This window comes from Niallia circulans (assembly GCF_007273535.1).
Classification (GTDB): domain Bacteria; phylum Bacillota; class Bacilli; order Bacillales; family Cytobacillaceae; genus Niallia; species Niallia circulans_B.
On record NZ_RIBP01000001.1, the window covers coordinates 623,004 to 641,797 of the forward strand.

Consider the following 18,794-nt stretch of genomic DNA (forward strand, 5'->3'; position numbering starts at 1 on the left):
GGAGACGGATATAAAAGATAGAGGTTGGTGTTAAAAATAAAAAATTTAAATATGTTCAAAGACACAAATAAAAACTATTTATACTTCTTTTTTGCTGCAGTGTTTCTGCTATGGATGAAAACATATGTCGTACAGCTGACGCAGTTTGATTTAGGTTTAGGCAATTCCCTACAGCACTTTTTGCTTTTCTTAAATCCGCTTGGCTCATCCCTTTTATTTCTCGGGTTAGCACTAACATTTAAAGGCAGAAAAAAATATATTGTGCTAATTGTCATTGATTTTGTCCTTTCATTCCTGCTTTATGCGAATGCACTTTACTACCGCTTTTTTAATGATTTTATTACATTGCCGACCCTTACTCAAACGCAAAACTTTGGCGATGTTAGCGGCAGTATATATTCATTATTAAAGCCATACGACGTTTTCTTTTTTATTGATAGTGTGTTGTTAGTCTTATTGCTTGTTTTTAAAAAGGTGAAAGTCGATGTTAGGCCCGTCGGTTTTAGACAAGGTTTAAGTATTTTCGGCATTGCCTTAGGTATTTCAGGCATGAACTTGGCGTTAGCTGAAGTAGACCGTCCTGAGTTATTGACAAGGGGATTTGACCGAAATTATATTGTTAAATATTTAGGGATGTATAATTACACCATATATGATGCGGTGCAAAGTACAAAGGCTTCTGCTCAGCGTGTGCTTGCAGATACAGATGATATGGCGGAAGTTATTAATTATACTCAATCAAATTATGCAGAACCAAATGCTAAGTACTTTGGTGTTGGAGAGGGCATGAATGTTATTTATGTCCATATGGAATCCATTCAAAATTTCATTATTGATTATGAATTGAACGGGGAAGAGGCAACTCCATTTCTTAACTCTTTAACAAAGGAAGAAAACACATTGTATTTCGATAATTTCTTCCACCAAACTGCCCAAGGAAAGACAGCGGATGCTGAATTTATGATTGAGAACTCCTTGTATGGCCTTCCGCAAGGCTCTGCTTTTACAACGAAAGGCTTGAACACCTATCAGGCAGCTCCTGGAGTATTAGGTCAGCTTGGTTATACATCGGCTGTATTCCACGGAAACACTGGTAGCTTTTGGAATCGGGATGAAATTTATAAATCGTTTGGATTTAACAGCTTTTATGATTCCAATTCCTATGACATGAATCCTGAACAGCTGGCAGACTATGGGTTAATGGACAAACCGTTCTTCGAGCAGTCCATACCGTACTTGAGTTCGATGAGTCAGCCTTTCTATACAAAATTCATTACAGTGACACATCATTATCCTTTTACAATGAAGCAAGAGGAAGCAACAATCGCACCAAACAATACTGGCAATAAGATTGTAGATAACTACTTTCAAACAGCACGCTATGCGGATGAAGCGATGGAGCAGTTCTTCGCAGACCTGAAAGAGAAAGGTCTATACGACAATTCGATTATTATTATGTATGGTGACCATTACGGAATTTCAGAAAACCATAATGCAGCAATGGAAAAGGTGATCGGTAAAGAAGTGGATTCCTTTGAAAGTGCCGGCCTACAGCGAACACCACTTTTCATTCGTGTCCCAGGTATCGAAGGTGGTACGATGCACCAATATGCTGGCCAAATTGATCTGCTGCCAACAATGTTACATTTGTTAGGCGTTAATACGAAGGATTATATCCATTTTGGGACAGATATTCTTTCAGAAGAGCATGATGAAGTGATTCCGTTCAGGAACGGAGAGTTTGTCAGTCCTGAATACACATTAACAGATGGTAAATACTATGATTCCAAATCTAGTGAGTTGATTGACGATGAGGAAATACTTGAAAAAGCGAAGGCTTATCAAGCAAGTGTGGAGGAAACATTAAGGCTTTCCGATAAAGTGGTTAATGGTGATTTATTGCGCTTCTACACACCGAAGAACTTTACTCCGATAAATCGTTCTGACTACAATTACAGTAGTATTCAAAAGTAATAAGAAAGTACTGCACTCTGATTGGAGAGAAACCAATGTAGGGTGCAGTTTTTTTAGAATTAACTGCAAAGGGGGGTTCTTAATGAAGGATTATTTTACAATTGGCGAAGTGTCCAAGCTGTTCGATATTAAAGTGGCGACACTCCGTTATTATGATGAAATAGGGTTACTGCATCCCGCCTATATGGATGAAAAAACAAACTACCGGTATTATTCGACACAGCAATTTGAACGGTTAAATTCGATTAAATACTTAAGAGCATTGGATTTATCTATCAGCAAAATTATCGATTTTTTTACACTCCGAGATATAGATTCTCTTGTTAGCATGCTAAAAGAGCAACAGGATGAAGTGGCCAAGCAAAAACGAAATCTGGAGTTAATTGAAAAGAAAATATCTCATCGAATTATGCAAATAGAAGATGCTGTCCATACACCGCTTGACGAGATTACGAAGATAAAGCTGCCTGAGATGCGGTTAGCTTACTTAAGACATCAGTATGTGCTGGGGGAAGATCTCGAGCATCCTATAACGGAATTAAGAAATAATTTTGGCATAAAGGGCGGCGTTTTTTTAGGGAAGATAGGAATATCCATTTCTATGGCTCAATTAAAAGCTTACAACTTTGCTACATATTCAAGCGTGTTTATGGTTTTAGAGGAGGGAGATCAGGTTGATTCTGCCTCTGTTATAATTCCTGCGAGAGAGTACCTTAGAATTCGCTTTAAGGGCACTCATATGGATGCAGCACATCATTATAAAAAATTACTAAACTTTATAAAGGACCGTAATTACAAACTGATAGATGATTCAATTGAAATTACCATCATTGACTCTGGTTTAACAAATGACGTGGAAAAATATGTAACAGAAATATTGCTGCCATATAAAAGATAATTTTTTCTTGACCCTCTAGTTACTAGAGGGTTTATTTTTGATTTTAAGGTTCATAAATATTGAAAGGGGAAAAGACATGTTTGGTACATTATTCAATGTCGGAATGATTATAGCAGGTAGTATTATCGGCAGTATTTTTAAAAAGGGGATAAAGGATGAATATCATTCGATTCTCATGCAGGCGATGGGGTTAGTAGCAATGGGATTAGGCATTAATGCTATCGTTCAGCATATTCCTTCAAGTAAATATCCCGTCCTCTTTATTGTCAGTCTTGCAATTGGAGGACTTATCGGCCAAAAGCTTGATTTAGAAACAAGATTCAATGCCTTAGTCAATAAATATTCGAAAGGAAATTTAGCAGAAGGGTTATCGACTGCAATTTTATTATTTTGTATTGGTTCATTGTCTATTTTAGGACCTGTTGAAGCAGCACTTAAAGGGGATTATACATACTTGCTTGCAAACGGAATGTTAGACGGCATAACATCCATTGTTTTAGCCTCGACATTTGGAATTGGCATAGCTGTTGCTGCAATTGTATTATTTTGCTGGCAAGGCTCCATCTACTTAATAGCGCTCTTAATGGAAAACTCCTTAAGCAATGCTTTACTGAATGAAATTACCATCGTAGGGGGAATATTGATTCTTGCTTCAGGATTAAGTATATTAGGCATAAAAAAATGCAATACCCTTAATCTTTTGCCATCATTGCTGATGCCGCCATTGGTATTTCTTATCATGCATGTATTACACTTATAGAACCAGTAAAAGCTGCCATTTGGCAGCTTTTTTTTATCGAGCACTAAAAACAAGCGGAAAAGAATAGCAGGAATCACACTGTAGCATAATAAAAGTAATCCTTATTTATTAATAGGAATTTTGGCAAAAAAAGGGGGGAGAACATGTCAGTAATATCACCAGAGCAAGCTAGATGAAGAAATTAAGTATGCACAAGAAGCGGTCTTCGATCTTTGGAATGAATATTGGCTTGAGTATTCTGCTTTTGATACATGGCAATTTTGGTTTAATATCTTAATGATTATCGTGCCACTTATCATACTTTGCCTATTTATTAATCGTAACAGGTTGTTTTTACTGCTTTTTTTTGGCTTTAATATCCATGTATGGACCGCATATATCGATAGTATGGCAACAAGAGCCAATTATATTGGATATCCCTATAAAGCAATTCCAACACTTCCAATTCATTTCGGGATGGACAGTTCGTTAGTTCCAGTGCTCTTTATCTTTATGTACCAATATACGCTCAAAAAGAAGGCTAACTTTTATCTGCACTCCTTATTATTAATTGCCCTTATTTCGTTTGTGTTAAAGCCGTTTTTTGTGGAAATGCATTTGTTCTATTTAAGTAAGGGAACTAATTACTTTTATATTTTCCTAGGCTATGTACTAATAACAATTATGTCAAAAGGAATAGTGGAATTCTTCTTGAGATTGCAAAGCAAATCAGAGCTTCCAAATACAAAATCTTAAAGAATTATTAAAGGTGGATACTATGGAATATCAAGAAGGTTTGCGACTCATTGATGAGGCTAACGGAAAAATAACTGAAGGAAATAGTATGATTGTAGATGCAATTCTTCACGCATTTTTATTTACTTGGCAGTGGTGGATTGCGCTTGGTATGATTATTATTCCGTGGTTTGTATGGTTCTTTATCCGTGATAAAAATAGTTCAGGCAGGTTATTTGCTGGTGGCCTATTGGTAATGGTTATGTCCGAAATACTGGATACGGTTGGAGTTATGTTTGGTAGCTGGTCCTACCCAATAAAGGTGCTACCGGTTGCAACCATTAATTTTTCCTTTCGGCTTTCCGTGTTGCCAGTGATTGTTAAGTTGTTACTCCAGTATAAGCCAAAGATAAACCCATTTATTAAAGCTATAGGTTTTGGAGCATTTGGATCATTTATAGGTTTACCGTTGCTTAGTATGATTGATTTATATAAAAAGCTTCAATGGGAGTATACGTATTCGTTTATTATTATGACTGTTTTTTATTTAGTGAGCCATCTCTTTGTTTATAAGTGCAAATTTACTGAAATCAAACAAGAATAAAAAAAGGGAGCCCATCCGGATTCCCCTACAGTTTTGTTATGATGTTTTTAGAACCTTTTTACTTTCAGCAACCTTCTCTTCCTTCGCTAACAGTATGCCAACAAGGCCGAATAAGGAGAATATCACTGGAACGATAAAGCCGTAATGATAGCCAAGGCTGATTGACTCCTTCGGAAAGAAGTCTAATACATGGCCAAAGAAGATTGGCAATAACACAGCACTTAAAAAACCACCCATATTCGCAAACCCTGTTACAACACCAACTTCTTCGATTGGAAAAGATTTGCGCACAATGGCAAATGTTAAGGCACTTGCACCGTTACCAAATCCTAAGATGAAGAGCATGAATAATACCATTAAGAAAGGCGGGCTTGTGTTTAAGCTGAATAATCCAACCCAGCCAATGATGACGACTAGATGGACAATTGTATAGGTTTTTTTTATTTGACCAGTTTTGCTGGAAATCCAGCCGAGGAAAGGTCCGCCAATCATTGTTCCAACTAACGCGTACATCACAATTTGACTTGCACTAGAGCGTGTTAAATCAAAGACATTCATGCCATAAGGCACAGCCCATGAACCGATAAAGCCAACATAAGTTCCAACAACACCAAAGTGACAAAGAAAGGTTGCCCAAGCTTGTTGGGTAGTTACGACACGGCGGAGAATGTTCCAGACACTTTCCCTTCTCACCGGCTTAGCCGGTTTTGCCGGCGTGTTTTGTTTGAATATTCTCCTAGACTTGGAGATTAATACGAAATGAAGAACCAATGAGAACAAAATCAAAATGATGCTGACGCTTAAAAAAGGAATTCTCCAGCCAGCATTCGTAATCCATAAAGAAAAAGGCAGTGTCGCAGATAACGATCCAATGCCGCCGATGAGTGCAACGATCCCCATCAATTTAACAAATTCATTCCCTTTAAACCATTCATTAAGTATTAAAACTAAGTTTACAAAAATAGCAGCATCTCCAACACCGACAATAAATCGGGATGTGATCAAAACAAATTCATTTGGAGCAATACTATAGAAAAGACTTCCGAGTCCTGTTAGTAAAGTCCCAACGATAAGAAACCGGTTTGGTCCAAAGCGATCTGATAATAGGCCGACAGGAATTTGTAATCCTGCATAGGCTAAAAATTGAATACTGCTGATCATTCCAACTGTTGAGGCTGAAATATGAAAATCATTCATGATTTGCTCCGTAATAAGTCCTGGAGCGGTTCTTTGACTTACGATTAAGAAATAGGCAAACAAGACGGCGCTAAATACGATCCATCTATAACCACTTTCCTTTTTGTCTAAGCCCAAGCTGATGCGCCTCCTCTTTCATAATCGATCTGACTAAGGACTTGATTAAAGTCCACTTCTTCCATTTTAGTATTAAAGAAAGGGAGAAACAACTACAAATAATGTAATCATCCTAAAAAAGGAAATTCCTTACTCGGAGTAACGTCTATTTTAAAATATAGTTTATTTTGAAAAAATAGGTCTTTTCTACGTGAAAGTAAGGAATGTTTATTCCGATATTATTGTATAGGAAGGGGTTTTAGCATGTATGTAGAGCAACTAATTGAAACGGTTAATGCAAAGGTAGAAGAGCTGGATTTAGTGACTGCAAGAAAGTTAATGGAAGATAATATAGATTATTTGCAAAAAAATGAAAGAAAATTAAAGAAGAACGGCAGAGAGCTGTTGAAGTTTATTACAGATTCCATTGAATCAGGTTATCAGCATCCAACACGGCACGAGTTAGCTATCTATAATTCTATCAATTCGTATGCATCTAGTTTTGATGTAAGAGGGTTAAAACTGCTTATTAAAGGTAATGAACAAACATTATTGAAAAAAGCAGCCAGAGGTTATTTAAATGGAGATGCAAAGGTTTTGCTTGAGGGCTTAGGTGCAATAAGCAAGGAATAGGCGATTGGGAGCGGCTAAAGAAAGCATCTCCCTTTTGCTTTCTTTCAAGACTAGCGTATAATTTATTCACAAACCGGGTTTAGGAGTGCATCTTATGAAATGTGGAGCGAAATGTTTTTTTGTGGAACTGGAGACGAATGGAGAGAAGCTTGTCTTGCCAATCACAGCAAGGACGCCTGTTGCTGCAAGAAAAACAGTCAGGCTTGAATATGGGCATGCTGCCAATATCATATCGGTTCGTACAGATAAAAGGAAATAGTCATTTCATGGAGAATAACTGTATGGAGTTACCATAAAGGATGAATAGTTTCATATATATATGGAGTTACAATAAGCTGTAGAAGAATTACTATAAAACTTCCCACATTAGGAAAATTTAAAGGGGGACAATAATGGAAAAGGATCCGGCTTTTTATGATTTTATTAAGGATGGAAATCGCGCTTTCAAGGGCTGGGATTTCTCCTTTTTAACAGAAACAGGGCGAACATCCTCAAGTGTGCTTTCATGGTCGTATGGAAGTATGGCAATACCGTTAACTCGCAATACGGATTGTATGCTTGATATGGGTACAGGCGGCGGTGAATTTTTATCATTGCTTCACCCGATAACTGCAAGCGTTTTCGCAACAGAAGGTTATGAGCCGAATGTAGCAATTGCTAAGGAGCGATTGGAGCCATTAGGTGTTCAAGTTACCTTTATAGAAGACGATAATAATCTACCATTTGCTGATAACCAATTTAGCCTTATTCTCAACAGACATGAATCCTATTCTCCTTTTGAGCTGAGAAGAATATTGAATAAGCAAGGAGTTTTTTTAACACAGCAGGTTGGTGGATCGGATTGTGCCGAAATAAATAAAGCCTTAGGTGTTCCTGTAAATGGTGATTTTTCTGAATGGAACCTCCAATTAGTGACGGAAGAGTTAGAAAACCATGATTTTCAAATAGTGTTTGCGAAGGAGGAATTTCCAGTTACTCGTTTTTACGATATTGGTGCATTGATTTATTATCTTCATGCAATTTCCTGGCAGGTTCCTGGCTTTAGCGTTTCAAAATACGAACATAAATTGTTTGACATACATCAAGATATTCAGAAAAATGGTTACTTTGAGGCTAGGCAGCATAGGTTTATCGTGAAGGCTCGGAAAATATAACGTAAATTGTCGAGAAGTTCAAGGCATAAAAACTCCTTGTTCTTTTTATTATGTCATGCTCCAAAGAATTTATCAGTATGGTAAAATACAAAAAAAACCAATTCGGAGGGAAAAAATGTTCCTACACAAAATCAACGCTGACCTATCATTAAAGCTAATCCAGCCTAACGATGCTGACCGTGTGTTTGAGTTAACGGAAAAATCGAGAAGCTATTTGCGAGAATGGCTGCCATGGCTTGATACAACAACGAAAATAAAGGATACAAAGGACTATATAAAGTTTTGCTTAAAAGGATTTTCAGAGAATAATAGTTTGACTACTGTGATTCTTTTTAAAGGGGAAATTGTAGGAGTAGCAAGCTTTAACAGTATTAACTGGTCAAATAAGACAGCGTATATCGGCTATTGGCTAGGGCATGCCTATCAAGGAAATGGAATTATGATAAATGTTGTAAGAGCCTTAACGGATTATGCCTTTCAAGAGTTACATTTAAATAAAGTCGAGGTAAGAGCTGCATTAGGAAATAAAAAAAGTAGAAGTATTCCTGAGAAGCTGCAATTTACGGAGGAAGGCTGCATTAGAAAGGCAGAATGGCTTTATGATCATTATGTGGACCATGTTGTGTATGGTGTTTTGGCAGAGGAGTGGACACGCTAATAAAGGAAGTGTCAGCCCATGATAGAAATTCAGGAATATAACGCCAGTTGGGAAGTCTGTTACAAATTATTGGAACAGATCTTAAAGGACAATTTAAAGGGAAATATTCTTCGCGTGGAGCATGTTGGCAGCACTTCTGTTAAGGGGTTATGTGCTAAACCTATTCTGGATATAAATGTTGTGATTGAAAATCATACAATTTTTCCTGAGGTGGTAGCTGCTCTTAGTGTAATTGGTTATTACCATCAAGAAGATTGGAGTTTTGACGGGAGAGAAGCCTTCGGAAGGAAGGATAACTTTGTCCCGTGGAGTGCTAGTAAAGTCAAACAAATTTGGATGGACCATCATCTTTACGTTTGTACAAAGGACAGTGAGGAACTGACAAGGCATCTGGCCTTTCGCGATTATCTTCGTTCAAATGAAAAGGAAGCAGCTGATTACGGTAAATTAAAGCTATGCTTGGCAAGGACATCAAAAACCCGTCAAGCTTATACATCAGGCAAAAGTGAGTTTGTAACAAGAATTTTAAAAAAGGCATTTAGGAGCAAGATATGAACGAAATACTAAGTTATATTATGACAAAAAAGCCTGGAGTAGATGAAATTGACATATTTGCTACGGAAGAAAAGCTCGGTGCTGCTTTTCCTGAACAATTTCGTCAGTTATATAAACTGGTTAATAATGCAGAGATTGGTGAGTGGCTATTATTTCCCATAAAAGACAGGAATAATGTAAAAAAGACATGGGACGACATTGTCAGACACAATATCGAAGCACAAACAGAAGGGCTAGAAGGCTGGATTGTTGTTGGAGAAGACGGCACAGGAGATAAATTATGCTTGAAAAGCAGTAATGGTCTAATGGAGCAAGAAGTGTATATTTGGTACCATGAGGACTGTGTAGCAGATAAGGTTGCGCCAAGTTTGAAGGAATTGATTATTCTCTTGGCAGAAGATTAAGGAGCTGTCATAACAGCTATGTAACGACGTAGTGTGTATGGTGTGGAAGGTTAATTGAAAATTATTTGCGGTATAGCGACAGCTACCAATAGGGGCTAGTCGCTTTTTTTTATGGAAGAAGTCCCTCTTGAATTGGATTTTATAAGGTAAAACTCAAATTTAAAACCATTACACGTTTGTACATGCCAGTTGGAAATCTCTAACATATATTAGTATGAATAGCGACAGAAAGGGGAAATTTAATGAGTATTTTAGGATTTTCCGTTAGGGGCGGAGCAAAAAAAATATCAAAGCATTTATTGACATCACTGTATGGAGTAGTCAATAAGTGGGATAAAGAGGATAAGAATCATTATCCAGCATATCGTCATCAGCACCACTCAGACTGCGACTGCTGTAAGGACCATTACGACCATACCGATTGTGACTGCTGTAAAGATTATCACCATGATTCCGACTGTGATTGCCACAAAAATCATCATCACCATTCCGACTGTGATTGCCATAAAGACCATCACCACCATTCAGATTGTGACTGTGACAAAGACCATCATCATTCAAATTGTGATTGCAACAAGCATCACCACAAATGTGCTCCGGGTAGTTTTTTACTTGGGCAACCATATAACCAACACAGTAACGGCCACTTTGTTGGCAAGAATTGTGACGTTCCGCTTAAGATATCGCCATTTTTCTTCGGGATAAACAATCCTAGGTTAAATTTTAATGGTTTAAACGGCAACCTTGCGTTTCAGCTATTCCGATTTAAGGGCTGCAAAGTAAGGATATTTTTAGAATGTCCTGACAGTTCAGAGGAAGTGGAAGGAATTATCTGTAACGTTGGCACTAATTTTGTAGATATTCTTAAATATGATGAAAAGGTTGTTACTGTATTAATAGAGCATATTTGCAAAATTGAATGGTTGGACAAGCATTGTAATCCATGTCCTGTCTGCTATTTTCCGTGTAATGAGGATCATTCTTGTCTGCATTGTGGTGGAGTCCATGAAAAAATGGAGGAAGTCGAGGAATCAGATCATTTCAGCTATTAATGTTATAGTTATGGGCAGGGAAGGTCATTTCGATTGTTAGAAATGACCTTCCTTTTTTAGGAGAAGAAAATGGTCAAAGTATAAAGTATTTTTATTATCAATTAGGCTGTGATTGAATAGGATACACATAAAAGCATTCTTTTTAGGGGGGGCATATGAGAAAAGCTATTTGTTTAGTTCTTTTCCTATTCCTATTTTTCAGCTTTATGATTCCTAAACAAGCAGGAGCACATGCTGTTTTAACAAACACAAATCCTGTAGCAGACAGCAGACTTGAGGAAAGTCCTGCTGGAATAACGCTAACTTTTAACGAAGCAATTAAAGCTGGTTTAACAGCTGTAAAGGTGTTAAACCAAGATAAAGAAGCAATCGCAGGCAGTGAGGTAAGTTTAAGCAATGATAATCGTCAATTGGAGGTAAGTGTGCCAGAATTGGCGGATGGTGCTTATTTAGTTACATACACCGTTGTATCAGCAGATGGGCACCCAATAAGTGGCTCATATGTATTTTTAGTTGGTAATAGTGCCCTTCCGTCAGATATTGAGCTGGAATCGAATGAAGGAGGCACGTTTCAATTCCTTGTTTATTTTACGAGAGCCGCTTATTATTTTGGTTTACTTAGCATTACCGGCTGGATTTTCTGGGGAATCATTCAGCAGAAAAAGCATACAGAGGCACAGAAAAAGACATTTGACTTCATTGCATTCATTTTACAGCAATATCATTTACTATGTTTAATCCTATTAATTGCTGTACAGTGGTTGATGAATACAACAGTCGCAGGCATTCCTCTTAACACTGGATTTGGTGTTTCTTGGTTTTTATCACTAATGTTATCTGTATTAGGTCTTTTCCTGCTCGCTAAATCGAAGTGGATAGATGTTAGCTGGATTATTCTTATGTTGGCAGCGAAAAGCTTCAATGGTCATTCAAGTTCATATGGGGCGATATGGGCAGCAATTCCCGCTAACTTCGTACACTTACTAGCAGCAGCGATTTGGGTTGGGGGTTTATTGTATATTGTAACCTACTGGAAAAAAAATCGTGTTCATGTGAAGGAGTTTCTTCCGAATTTCTCCAAATGGGCGTTTTTCAGCATGATTGCGCTCTCGCTTTCAGGTACGCTTCTAACTGTTCTGTTTTTACCAGCATTGGATTATTTATGGATAACACCTTGGGGAATCCTGTTACTTGTGAAGTCTTCACTTGTCTGCCTTGTATTGCTTACAGCATTCATTATTAGAAGGTGTTTAAACAGGATGCCAGCAAAAGCATGGCATTGGGTAAAGGTAGACTTTGGATTAATGCTGTTAATATTGCTTGTTGTTGGTGGTTTAAGCTACTTAAGTCCTGCGCCAGATAACTCACCTCTTTACTGGCAAGAAAGCAATCAAGATACAAACATGACTTTGACCATAACACCGAACGCTCCAGGTAAAAATCATTTTCAAATTCAATTTAAGGAAAATACCGTCAAAAGGGCGGAATTATCGTTAACTTATCAAGACAATGAAGAGATTGCCCCCATTCAGGTACCGTTAAAGTCCCTCGAGACACCAGGGCTATATGAAGCAGAGGGTTATTATCTGCCGTTTGACGGCGAGTGGGTTGCCGAGGTGAAAATCGTTAATCAGAATGGGGAGGAAGAGCTCTTCACAAAAAGCTTTCGCTTATTTAAAGCAATGAAAAACGACTAATTACTCTCCTACTGTAATATATATTTCTTTATGTTCATGGATGCTGCCTTTTTCCACATGCACCTTCACTGTATATTCTCCAGGCTCTTCAAAGAGTAGCTTTGATTGGTAGTGTCCATTTTCGCCTTCTTCTGCATCAAAATACGGATGGGTTGTTTCGCCGTCCTTCCAAGTTTCAAATCCTACTTTAGCATCTGTCAAAGCATCCTCACCATTTAAGAGGGCAACCTCTATGTCTAATTCTTTAATTGCAGGCTCAACTATCGGTGACACAATTTCGATCGTTACATCACTTGAATGCTCATGTGCTTCCTGTTCAGATCCGGATGTTTGCTCATGTTCTTCTATTTTAGTACACCCGAATAAAAAAATGGAACTTATACATGTAATAACAGCTAAACGTATTGCCTTCATATGATTGCTCCTTTATAAAGATCTTAATGAAAAACATAGTAATCCAAAGCTTAAGAACACGAGAAGGGTAGCAACGACAAGGAGAGCGAAATCTGCTGCAGCCCCAAGCATTGGTCCCATCACTCCTGCCATAATGCCGCTTGATACACCTGTTAACAGTGTCTGGTAGTCTACAAGTGAACCGAATATCGCGCCGACACTGACAGCAATAATTAAAGTTACAACAGTAACTTCAGAAAAATACAATGGGAATTGACTGCCAAGGAGTATCCCTGTTGAGATTCCCATCACCCCACTTGAAGTCATCGCTATATTCATTCCGAAATGATAGCTGATTAAGTTTCTTGCCTTGCGTAAATAACCGTATGAAACGATTGCTGTAATTAAATAACTGACAAGCAACACCCATGTAAAAGATAACACCACACTCACCCCTTGCTCCTATATGTATGAAAACGTCTATGCTGTTGCGCCATTTTTAGCTAATGAGTCAAAAAAATGTGCTAAAATCCATATTCAGTTCCCGTCCTTTTTTTTATGTCTTTTCATACTGTATAAAAACGAGAGACTAAGAGGGGGAAAAACGTTGGAAAAGGAAGAAATGGGGAAGAGTGAGGAAAAAGAATATTATGAGCGTTTCACAAATAAAACAAAGTTTTTGAAAAATGATTATTATACGTTAAAGAGGGGTGAAGGCTATACATCACCACCAAGTACAATGCCAGCACATGAATTAAAGCTGCTGAGAGCATACATGGAAGGTGTAAACCTGAAGCATATTGGGCAGAGTTTACCACATTATAAAAAGTCAATAATGCTCCTTAGTTTTTTGAAGGGCAGGCGAAATCAGCAGACAAAGGTTCATGCGCATGTGTGCGGGGAAGTAAACGAGCTGCTTGGCAGAGTTAGTGTAGTGGGCAGAGACTTTGTTGCATTAACAACAGTGACAGAGCGGTTTTGGATACCGTATTCTGTTATTGAATCTGCTAGTGTACCGTACGGGATTTCCGATATGCCGAATAACCATCAGCAAGTAGTGTATGATGATACATTAAGGAAAAAGCTGCTTAACGACTTTTCATCTACTATTCTAAAAAATGATGTGTTAAAGCGGCAGTTTTATGAGGAAGCTCTACATGTACATCTGCAAGCTTGGACGAAAACAAAGATAACTGTCTTTGCTAGTGGAAAGGATTATAAAGGAAAGCTTATAAATGTTTCTTCTGGGAAGATGACATTAAAGGAACGCAAAGAACTGTCTGTAATTGACATGAAAGATATACACTTATTAAAGCGAAGCACTCCATTTCAGATGTTTCCAACCTTTGTTCAGTGGCTTAAGGAATCTTTTCATAGCATTTGGCCAAAGCGGAAGAAAAATGGGAAGCATAACTAGTAAAATAACAGGAAAAAAGAGCTGTTGCCAATGGCGGCAGCTCTTCATTTTCTATGAACCTATTGAAATGAAACACATCTCATCAAAATTAATCGTACGAACTCCGTCTTCTTCCAAACAAGGATCAATTTTGATTTCCTCGTCTCCGTCTTCTTCAGCTTCTTCGTTCACTTCTAGTCTGAATTGGTTTTCATCAACTTCACAAAGGATGCCGGAAATCAGCACTTCCTCATCTGTTTTCACTTCAATTTTACAGCCGATGAATGGCAGCATGTACAAGTGGAGGGGAATACCGAAAAAGATATTGATCAATTCAGGGCTTCTTCCGACAATTTCACCAAAATGGAAGGTGATTTCCCTGCGGAGACACTTATCGATGTGAAGAAGCTCCTGCTCATGATCGAACGTTTCTGCATCATTGTTTTCATGCTTCAAGAGACAAATTCTTTCAAATAAAAGGAGCTTTTTCTCACTGAGTGTATTCAGCAGAATAAAGTTAGCTCCTGCATCTTCCAAAATTCCAAGCAATGTCACTTTCTCATCATGGCATGTAACAACTACTTTAACGAGCGAGCCGCGCAGGGCCCGAAAATGCTGCTGAAGCTGTCTTTGACGCTGAGGTTCTTCAGGGTTTTCTGGATCACGAGGATTACCAATTGTGCGAAGTGTATCATTTATTTCCTCTATGCATGCCTGTAGCCGGTTTAATTGATGGATTGGCAATGAGCTGTTAGGTGAATTATAGCGCGGTGTTGGGATTGTGCTAGGACATACGTTAGGCGAACCAAACCGATCATTAGGAATCTCAGCAGGAATGCGCCCAGGGCAGCAAAAGCCGCCTTGCGGGCATTTATCCTTGTTATGGTGACAAGGACAGTCACAATGTTTATTTTCCATTTAGATTAAACGCCTCCTTTCTTAGTCCGTTTTAAATGGAGAAAAATTTGGATTGAGAGGTGCTAAATTAGGATTAGGCATCTCTAACACACGCATAATTCCCCAAACACCAAGCTCAATATCCCAGCGAATCAGACCAGACCTGTACAAATAGTCTCCAGGCACGTTGAAATATCCGCCTGCACCGTATTTTAGGGCAAAATCATCAGCATGGCCGACCGCTATTTGTCCTTCAATACCAGTAATTCGTGAATTCACATCATCATCATCATCAAGCCATTTGTGACCGTGAATGGTAAACGAATGGGCACGTGCTCTGTCTGCTGGAAAGGCAAATCGTACAACAACAGGGTCGCCTGCGTATGCTAGAAATAAAGGTGTTGCCGGATCTCCGTGAACAGTGGAGCTGAATACTTCTGATATATCTGGTTTTTGAGCAAGACGGTGCTTAAATCTTTCTGCCCTGTAGTTGAATGCTCGTGAACCTTGGTCTTCAAAATCCTCTAATTCAAGCTCTTCTGTATCGACAAGTAACGGTTCAGGATCAATGATGAGATTTCCATTTTTATCAACTAGCCTGATACCATCATGCATCATAATCGCAAACTCACGATACTCGGCAAAGGCATTAGAGATGATCACTTGGTCACCGGTTTTTACGATTTCTCTTGTTGTAGGATCTAAATATTCTGATCCTCTGAATTCCGTGATAAGCATACCAAAGGCACCATGATGGCGATGATTTCTTATATCCGCCATATCCCACAGATTTGCGGTTCCGAATGGCTGATCCAAATACCAGCGATAGGTGATGCATTCACCTGGACCGATTGTTTGATCATAGTTATAGCCAACCGTTGCCCCATCAGAGTAGCGCACATCATATTCCGCGAGCTGTGCATGCATCGAAATTCGGTGCGATGGAGGGAAGGGAGCTTCGACTGGAACGCTCGGATAGCCATGAAGGAGATCATTTTCATTATGAAATGGACCGAATAACTGATTATAAAGGGTTACTTCGACACATTCGCCAACATTTCCTCGCAAAATGAGCGGTTCTGGATTTTTTTCGCCGCATAATATTTTCGGTACATCTTCTGCAAGTGCAAAGACAATCCCGTATGGGTCATGGTCACCAAAGTTGTTGTAGATAATTGGTGTTTGGATTGCGACTACTTCATACTTTCGAACAGGTGCGCTTTTAGGTGCAGGACTTCCAGGAAGCGGAGCCATTGGCGGCTTGCAGCCAGTTGGAACAGGTAAAGTTTTTGTTCTCGGTGGCGGTGCAGGCTGGTCAGGCAATGGCAGGAGATGTGAAACCTTTTCCTTAAATGTTCGCATAATTCCCCAGTTTCCTAACCAAATATCATCAACAGTTCCAAAATGATACAGCATATCAAAGTCTCCTTCACCATCAATGAAGAATTCTAATGTAAACGATTCTGAAATACCGATATGCTGCTGTTGAACTAGCTCTGAATCAAGGTCACCCCTTTCGCGATGCCAGCGCTGACGGTGCAGGTTAAAGCTGTGCGATTCTTCGTGAGCACCTTGGATGAGACGAATCCGCACAGGGTCGCCATTATACGTTTCCAGAAGCGGTGTGACTGGATCCCCGTGAACCCATGAGCTGAATGTATAAGCAGGATCACAGTCAGGTTCCTTTAACCGGAATTGCAATGGTTCATTACGGTAGTTGATGCCCATTACACCAGGATCATCTACTGAACCAGGGAATGGCGGCGGATTAAGGGGCTGATTATTTGCGTCGAACAGTAGGGAAAAGTCATGCACAAAAAAGTGAAATTCTCGGAAATCCGGACTTATTGGGTTTACGACCATTACTTGAGTACCGGACTCTGTCTCTTTTCCTGTGTGAGGATCTAAGAATCTGGAAAATCTTGATTCTACGTTAATAGCAGCAAATACACCATGCTGTTGATGTTCATTGGCAAATAAGTGATCATGCCAGAAGGTTGCCTTTAATTCAACATCGGCAAACCATTGATAGGTGATTGTTTCCCCAGGCAGTATTCCAGAGTTATAATTCCAGCCGACGTTTGCTCCATCCGAACAAAGTGGATCAAATTTAACGAAGTGGACATGCATCCCTGCTTCATAAGTGCGGTTGACAAGCTGGAAGGCATTTCCGCCCAACACTTCCGGAAGCTTGTTTGTAAAGTGAAGCCGCACGCATTCACCTGCATTTGCACGGATTACCAGTGGCTCTGGCGACTTTCTTCCTGCGATTATATCTTCCTCATCCTTAGCAAGCACATATAAGCGCCCCTCTGGATCATGCCAGCCTTGATTGTTATAGACGATAGGCATTTGGATTAAGGAGATATCAAATTCACGAACAGGGCTTCCTGGTGGACAAGGGTTAGTAAACGCAGCACCAGGGACGGCACGAGGGTCAAAAGCGTTTTTCTCCAGTCTGGTTGATTCCCGATCTCCAACAAGCGGGGGCCTTGGAGCTTTACAACCAACGATTCCTGGAATGAAATTAGGGTAACCAGGTTTTTCAGCCGTCGATTCTGGGGGGAGTGGTTGTGTCGGCAGTGGTTTAAGCGCCGCTATTGGTACTCCATTTGGATAGCACTGGCTTCCGTCCTGCAATGTGTCAAAGTTACGCTGAATGCCCCACATTCCCTCTCCAAAATGAGGATAAAGATGGCAATGGATAATCGCGTCGCCCCGTGCTCTTTGCAGACTGCCTGCACCATATAATGGAGTTATTGTGTAACTATTTTGTGGTGAAATTGCTTGAACATCGACAAGCTCTGAATCTTGGTCAGAAGGCTCTTGCAGCCATTGATGGACATGGTAATGAAAGGTATGTGTTTCCTTCACACCACCATGAACTAAACGGATTTTTATGGGGTCACCTAAATAGGCCCGAAGAATCGGAGTGGTTGGATCACCAAACACCCATGAATCATGATGAACCTCTTCACTTTCGCATTCTGGACATACTACCCCCTCTTGCAGTAATCTTAGCCTGTTTCGCATAGGCTCTGAGCGGTAATTGATCGGGAAGGTGGATTCAGGCTGCAAGGTGTGCGGGCTGAATGGGTTTTGTCCAGTCAAATCCTTTACTTCTGGCTCATCTCCAAAAAACCATGCGAATTCCCGGTAGGATGGAAGGACGGCGTTATGAATATCGGCAAATGCACCGCTATTGATTGGTAGCCCTGTAACAGGATCTGTCCACCAGGAACCTCTCGGCTGGACAAACAGAGCACCATAAAGACCATGAACATTGCTGCCTAACTCACTAGATAAGGTGTTTCCCATATCTGAGAAGAAAGAAATACCGAGTTCATTCGCACTCCACCGATAAATAATCTGTCCTCCTGGAGGCACTGTTGTATCGGGATTAACTCCGACAAAGGCGCCATCAGAGGTAAACACACTATATTCTATTTTTTGAATATGCATGGACGTGTTAAAAGGGAGCTGGTTTTCAAATAAAATTTCAATATCATCACCACCGTTTGCACGGATGACGAGGGGCTCAACAAGATCGACAGGCATAAACGGGTTTGCTGCAACCTGTGCCTTTAATTTAGCTTCGTTTTCCTTTAACACATACATCATGCCATCAGGATCGTAATCACCGAATTTATTGAAAACAATCCTAATCGGAATAGCCACGATGTGAAACCTTCGTAACATGTATTTATCCCTC

General features: G+C 39.5%; 19 protein-coding genes. 14 read left to right on the forward strand and 5 right to left on the reverse strand.

The genetic code is table 11. From position 1 onward, the window contains the following. Nucleotides 1–51 precede the first annotated feature (51 nt). From CEQ21_RS04015 to CEQ21_RS04035, 5 genes are all read left to right on the forward strand, one after another. Nucleotides 52–1,974: a lipoteichoic acid synthase gene (locus tag CEQ21_RS04015; RefSeq protein WP_185764080.1), complete on the forward strand. Its 1,923-nt coding sequence runs from the start codon at nt 52–54 to the stop codon at nt 1,972–1,974. Nucleotides 1,975–2,056: 82 nt separating this feature from the next. Beyond that, nucleotides 2,057–2,872 carry a MerR family transcriptional regulator gene (locus CEQ21_RS04020; protein ID WP_185763359.1) on the forward strand — a complete coding sequence of 272 codons (816 nt, stop codon included), beginning with the start codon at nt 2,057–2,059 and terminating at the stop codon, nt 2,870–2,872. 76 nt (nt 2,873–2,948) lie between these two features. Then, nucleotides 2,949–3,632, forward strand: coding sequence for a DUF554 domain-containing protein (locus CEQ21_RS04025; RefSeq protein WP_185763360.1), 684 nt, complete (start codon nt 2,949–2,951; stop codon nt 3,630–3,632). 276 nt (nt 3,633–3,908) lie between these two features. Further along, nucleotides 3,909–4,367 (forward strand): CBO0543 family protein, encoded by a 459-nt coding sequence (locus CEQ21_RS04030; RefSeq protein ID WP_185763361.1) that lies wholly within the window; start codon nt 3,909–3,911, stop codon nt 4,365–4,367. 22 nt (nt 4,368–4,389) lie between these two features. Further along, complete coding sequence (locus CEQ21_RS04035; RefSeq protein ID WP_235907157.1) at nt 4,390–4,950, forward strand: CBO0543 family protein; 561 nt, start codon at nt 4,390–4,392, stop codon at nt 4,948–4,950. Nucleotides 4,951–4,986: 36 nt separating this feature from the next. Here the strand turns inward: CEQ21_RS04035 and CEQ21_RS04040 are convergent, their stop codons facing one another. Beyond that, nucleotides 4,987–6,264, reverse strand: a complete 1,278-nt coding sequence (locus CEQ21_RS04040; protein WP_185763362.1) for an MFS transporter — start codon at nt 6,262–6,264, stop codon at nt 4,987–4,989. A 243-nt stretch (nt 6,265–6,507) separates the two neighbouring features. Here CEQ21_RS04040 and CEQ21_RS04045 point away from each other — a divergent pair, with 243 nt between their 5' ends. From CEQ21_RS04045 to CEQ21_RS04080, 8 genes are all read left to right on the forward strand, one after another. Next, complete coding sequence (locus tag CEQ21_RS04045; RefSeq protein ID WP_185763363.1) at nt 6,508–6,876, forward strand: hypothetical protein; 369 nt, start codon at nt 6,508–6,510, stop codon at nt 6,874–6,876. A gap of 94 nt (nt 6,877–6,970) precedes the next feature. Further along, nucleotides 6,971–7,135 carry a hypothetical protein gene (locus tag CEQ21_RS04050; RefSeq protein WP_185763364.1) on the forward strand — a complete coding sequence of 55 codons (165 nt, stop codon included), beginning with the start codon at nt 6,971–6,973 and terminating at the stop codon, nt 7,133–7,135. A gap of 133 nt (nt 7,136–7,268) precedes the next feature. Next, complete coding sequence (locus tag CEQ21_RS04055) at nt 7,269–8,030, forward strand: class I SAM-dependent methyltransferase (protein WP_185763365.1); 762 nt, start codon at nt 7,269–7,271, stop codon at nt 8,028–8,030. 115 nt (nt 8,031–8,145) lie between these two features. Continuing rightward, a complete protein-coding gene (locus CEQ21_RS04060) occupies nt 8,146–8,688 on the forward strand; it encodes a GNAT family N-acetyltransferase (protein ID WP_185763366.1) in 543 nt (180 codons plus the stop codon). An 18-nt stretch (nt 8,689–8,706) separates the two neighbouring features. Continuing rightward, complete coding sequence (locus CEQ21_RS04065) at nt 8,707–9,243, forward strand: GrpB family protein (protein WP_185763367.1); 537 nt, start codon at nt 8,707–8,709, stop codon at nt 9,241–9,243. Then, the gene (locus tag CEQ21_RS04070; RefSeq protein WP_185763368.1) at nt 9,240–9,647 is read left to right on the forward strand and encodes an SMI1/KNR4 family protein; all 408 of its coding nucleotides are present in this window, start codon (nt 9,240–9,242) and stop codon (nt 9,645–9,647) included. The genes CEQ21_RS04065 and CEQ21_RS04070 overlap by 4 nt, the downstream gene beginning before the upstream one ends. A 242-nt stretch (nt 9,648–9,889) precedes the next feature. Further along, nucleotides 9,890–10,699: a hypothetical protein gene (locus tag CEQ21_RS04075; RefSeq protein WP_185763369.1), complete on the forward strand. Its 810-nt coding sequence runs from the start codon at nt 9,890–9,892 to the stop codon at nt 10,697–10,699. 155 nt (nt 10,700–10,854) lie between these two features. Continuing rightward, a complete protein-coding gene (locus CEQ21_RS04080) occupies nt 10,855–12,396 on the forward strand; it encodes a copper resistance CopC/CopD family protein (RefSeq protein ID WP_185763370.1) in 1,542 nt (513 codons plus the stop codon). On the opposite strand, the gene CEQ21_RS04085 is transcribed toward CEQ21_RS04080, so the two are convergent. Together CEQ21_RS04085 and CEQ21_RS04090 are read right to left on the reverse strand one after the other, a co-directional pair. Beyond that, nucleotides 12,397–12,810, reverse strand: a complete 414-nt coding sequence (locus tag CEQ21_RS04085) for a FixH family protein (RefSeq protein ID WP_185763371.1) — start codon at nt 12,808–12,810, stop codon at nt 12,397–12,399. A gap of 12 nt (nt 12,811–12,822) precedes the next feature. After that, nucleotides 12,823–13,242: a hypothetical protein gene (locus CEQ21_RS04090; RefSeq protein ID WP_235907158.1), complete on the reverse strand. Its 420-nt coding sequence runs from the start codon at nt 13,240–13,242 to the stop codon at nt 12,823–12,825. A 154-nt stretch (nt 13,243–13,396) separates the two neighbouring features. Here CEQ21_RS04090 and CEQ21_RS04095 point away from each other — a divergent pair, with 154 nt between their 5' ends. Beyond that, nucleotides 13,397–14,206: a hypothetical protein gene (locus tag CEQ21_RS04095; protein WP_185763372.1), complete on the forward strand. Its 810-nt coding sequence runs from the start codon at nt 13,397–13,399 to the stop codon at nt 14,204–14,206. A gap of 51 nt (nt 14,207–14,257) precedes the next feature. Here CEQ21_RS04095 and CEQ21_RS04100 read toward each other — a convergent pair whose 3' ends face one another. Both CEQ21_RS04100 and CEQ21_RS04105 read right to left on the reverse strand, forming a co-directional pair. Further along, a complete protein-coding gene (locus tag CEQ21_RS04100) occupies nt 14,258–15,103 on the reverse strand; it encodes a hypothetical protein (RefSeq protein ID WP_185763373.1) in 846 nt (281 codons plus the stop codon). 21 nt (nt 15,104–15,124) lie between these two features. Then, nucleotides 15,125–18,781 carry a multicopper oxidase domain-containing protein gene (locus CEQ21_RS04105; RefSeq protein WP_185763374.1) on the reverse strand — a complete coding sequence of 1,219 codons (3,657 nt, stop codon included), beginning with the start codon at nt 18,779–18,781 and terminating at the stop codon, nt 15,125–15,127. Nucleotides 18,782–18,794 lie beyond the last annotated feature (13 nt).